Genomic DNA, 3282 nt, shown 5'->3' on the forward strand with positions numbered 1-3282 from the left:
TCTTCACCAATGGCTGCTGCCAAATTGTCTAAGCCTACTGGCCCACCATCAAACTTTTCGATAATAGCAGTAAGCAATTTGCGGTCCATGTAGTCAAAGCCTTCTTTGTCTACATCAAGCATATCTAAAGCTTTGGCCGCAACGTCGGCGCCCACCGTGCCGTCAGATTTAATTTCAGCATAATCCCGAACACGGCGTAACAAACGGTTGGCGATACGCGGCGTGCCCCGCGAGCGACGTGCCACTTCTTGCGCACCTTCCTCGTTCATGTCTAAATTCAGATAGCTCGCGCTTCTTGCCACAATACTGGTAAGGTCTTTTACGTTGTAAAACTCTAATCGTTGAACAATACCGAAACGGTCGCGTAATGGCGACGTTAGCGAGCCTGCGCGGGTGGTAGCGCCTACCAGTGTAAAAGGAGGAAGGTCTAGCTTAATTGAACGGGCGGCAGGCCCCTCGCCTATCATAATATCAAGCTGATAGTCTTCCATGGCAGGATAAAGAATTTCCTCTACCACTGGACTTAAGCGATGTATTTCGTCTATGAACAATACATCATTGCGCTCAAGGTTGGTAAGCAGTGCAGCCAAGTCGCCAGCTTTCTCAAGCACAGGGCCTGACGTGGTTTTAATGTTCACGCCCATTTCATTTGCCACAATGTTCGCAAGCGTGGTTTTACCCAGTCCTGGCGGACCGAAAATAAGTAGATGGTCTAGCGCATCGTCGCGATTACGCGCAGCTTGAATAAAAATTTCCATTTGCTCACACACGTGAGGCTGCCCCGTATAGTCTTCCAGCATTTTAGGGCGAATGGCGCGGTCGATGACCTCATCTTCGGTGCTGGCTTCAGGCGTAATCAGTCTGTCGGCTTCAATCATGATAGTTCTACTTTAAACGGTGACGTGAAGACAGGCAGACTTAGAACCGCTGTCTTCGTTGAGCGCCATTATATGGCCGCTTTTAATGATTCGCGAATAAGGGCTTCACTTTCCATGCCCTCTTTATATACGCTGTCGACTAGTTTGCTCGCTTGAGCAGGTTTATATCCCAGTGCAATAAGCGCGCTTTGCGCTTCTTCCCGAGCGTCGTTTACAGCAACAATAGTGTTGGTGGATAACAAGTCGCCACTTGGGGGCGGTACAGCAATACTCTGCGCCTTGCCAAATTTTGCTAGGCGGTCTTTAAGCTCTACCACTAAACGCTCTGCGGTTTTCTTACCTATACCCGGTAAGCTGACGAGCGCAGAAACATCTTCATTTTGTACACTTGCCAAGAACTGGCTTGCCGACATTCCAGATAAAATAGCAAGGCCTAGCTTTGGACCTACACCATTGGCTTTGATCAATTCTCGGAAAAGCCCTCTTTCCATTTTATCAGCAAAACCAAACAGCAATTGGGCGTCTTCACGAACCACAAAGTGTGTGTACACCACCACTTCTTCACCCACCGCGGGAAGCTGGTAGAAACTGGTCATAGGCATGTGAATTTCGTAGCCAACACCGGCTACATCTACAAGAATTTCTGGAGGCTGTTTCTCAGCCAACGTACCGCGAATTCGTCCAATCATGAATTATCTCTGTAAAAGCGTGAGCTTCGAGCAGTATTAGCGCAAACGACCACGAACGGTTTTTCGGGCTTGCCCTGCCATGTTTATCAGGCTCTGTTCAGTGTGTGCATGACACAAGGCAACGGCTAATGCATCGGCAGCATCGGCCTGTGGCGTGCCGCTTAAATTCAGCAGGTGTTTTACCATGTGCTGAACTTGCGTTTTATCTGCGCCACCTTTTCCAACTACCGACTGCTTAATTTGCCTTGCGCTGTACTCAGCAACAGGAAGTTGCGCTTGGGTGGCTGCCACAATGGCGGCACCTCTGGCCTGACCAAGCTTTAACGCTGAATCAGGGTTTTTCGCCATAAATACTTGCTCAATAGCAAACTGGTCGGGTTTATATTGACGAATAATATCGCCAACACCGGTAAAAATATTAGCAAGACGAGAGGGTAAATCTGCCGTTCCAACGCGAATGCATCCACTTGCTACATACACCAGTTTACCTTGCTTGCGTGCAATTAAACCGTAGCCTGTGATCCGAGAACCTGGATCTATACCCAGTATAACCATTAAGGCACACTCGGTACAAACAAAGATACCGCTTCTTTATTAGAGGGAGACCATAAACGCGCGAGTGCTTCGTCTTTCGACACCCATTCGTACTGTAAGTGCTCTGTTAAAACAAGGGGTAAATCGCTGTTTATTTGAAGGGAAAATACGTGTTCTGTGTTGTGCACAGTACCAGGAGGATAACGATGTAGCCAGCGGCTACGAATTTCATATTGGTTTTGCTTATCGTGGTCGTTAACCACAAAGCCGTGTGCTTTGGCGTCGATGCCAATTTCTTCACACACTTCACGATATGCCGTTTCTAAGGGTAACTCCCCCTCTTCTAACGCGCCGGTTACCGACTGCCAAAAGGTGGGGTCGTCTTGTCGTTGCAAAAGCAGCACTCGGTAGTGTTGGTCATACAACACTACCAGTGCAGATTCAGGCTTCTTATACGCCATAAATTACGATTGCTTTTTCACCGTTGCAATAGCGAGCTCTTCAAGCTGCTGTGGGTTCGCAGGGCTAGGCGCCGATGTTAACGGACATGCCGCTGTGGTCGTTTTAGGGAATGCCATCACATCACGAATAGACGTCGCGCCAGTCATAAGCATTACCAAACGGTCTAGACCAAACGCAAGACCTGCATGCGGCGGCGCACCAAAGCGCAGCGCGTCAAGCAAGAAGCCAAACTTGTTCTTCGCTTCTTCATCGTCAATGCCAAGAATGTTGAATACCGTAGACTGCATGTCTTCATTGTGAATACGTACAGAACCACCGCCTAATTCAACACCGTTCAATACCATATCGTAAGCATCAGATAAGGCTTCAGCTGGGTTAGCTTTAAGTTCTTCTGGCGTTAAACCACGCGGCGCGGTAAACGGGTGGTGAATAGCGTGTAGCTGACCGTCAAACTCTTCGAACATTGGGAAGTCAACAACCCAAAGTGGTTTCCACTCGCCTTCAAGAAGCTCAAAGTCTTCACCAAGCTTAAGACGAAGTGCGCCCATCGCTTCGGTAACCACAGTGTAGCTGTCTGCACCGAACAATAGAATATCGCCACTTTGTGCGCCAGTGCGCTCTAGCATGGCGTTAGTGATGTCTTCCGATAGGAATTTAAGGATTGGCGACTGTAGACCTTCAAGACCAGCACCAGCATCGTTAACTTTAATCCAAGCCAG

The 3282-nt window shown here is 48.5% G+C and carries 5 protein-coding genes; all 5 read right to left on the reverse strand.

The window, feature by feature from the left end; genetic code table 11:
* Positions 1-878: Holliday junction branch migration DNA helicase RuvB (gene ruvB, locus QVA83_RS18505; protein ID WP_287498797.1), on the reverse strand; the 878-nt coding region annotated here is incomplete at its 3' end.
* 68 nt (positions 879-946) lie between these two features.
* Positions 947-1567 (reverse strand): Holliday junction branch migration protein RuvA, encoded by a 621-nt coding sequence (ruvA, locus tag QVA83_RS18510; protein WP_014948863.1) that lies wholly within the window; start codon positions 1565-1567, stop codon positions 947-949.
* 36 nt (positions 1568-1603) lie between these two features.
* Positions 1604-2122, reverse strand: a complete 519-nt coding sequence (ruvC, locus tag QVA83_RS18515; protein WP_014948862.1) for a crossover junction endodeoxyribonuclease RuvC — start codon at positions 2120-2122, stop codon at positions 1604-1606.
* Positions 2122-2562 carry a dihydroneopterin triphosphate diphosphatase gene (gene nudB / locus QVA83_RS18520; RefSeq protein ID WP_014948861.1) on the reverse strand — a complete coding sequence of 147 codons (441 nt, stop codon included), beginning with the start codon at positions 2560-2562 and terminating at the stop codon, positions 2122-2124. Before nudB ends, ruvC begins: the two co-directional genes overlap by 1 nt.
* 3 nt (positions 2563-2565) lie before the next feature.
* On the reverse strand, positions 2566-3282 hold a 717-nt coding region (locus QVA83_RS18525), incomplete at its 5' end, for an amino acid--tRNA ligase-related protein (RefSeq protein ID WP_287498798.1).

Source organism: Alteromonas sp. AO-Serp, assembly GCF_017849675.1.
GTDB classification, from domain to species: domain Bacteria; phylum Pseudomonadota; class Gammaproteobacteria; order Enterobacterales; family Alteromonadaceae; genus Alteromonas; species Alteromonas macleodii.

Bases quoted from the DNA above. Each gene is read 5' to 3' on its own strand.
- ruvA (WP_014948863.1), bottom strand. From the start codon at position 1,567: ATGATTGGACGAATTCGCGGTACGTTGGCTGAGAAACAGCCTCCAGAA.
- ruvC (WP_014948862.1), bottom strand. From the start codon at position 2,122: ATGGTTATACTGGGTATAGATCCAGGTTCTCGGATCACAGGCTACGGT.
- nudB (WP_014948861.1), bottom strand. From the start codon at position 2,562: ATGGCGTATAAGAAGCCTGAATCTGCACTGGTAGTGTTGTATGACCAA.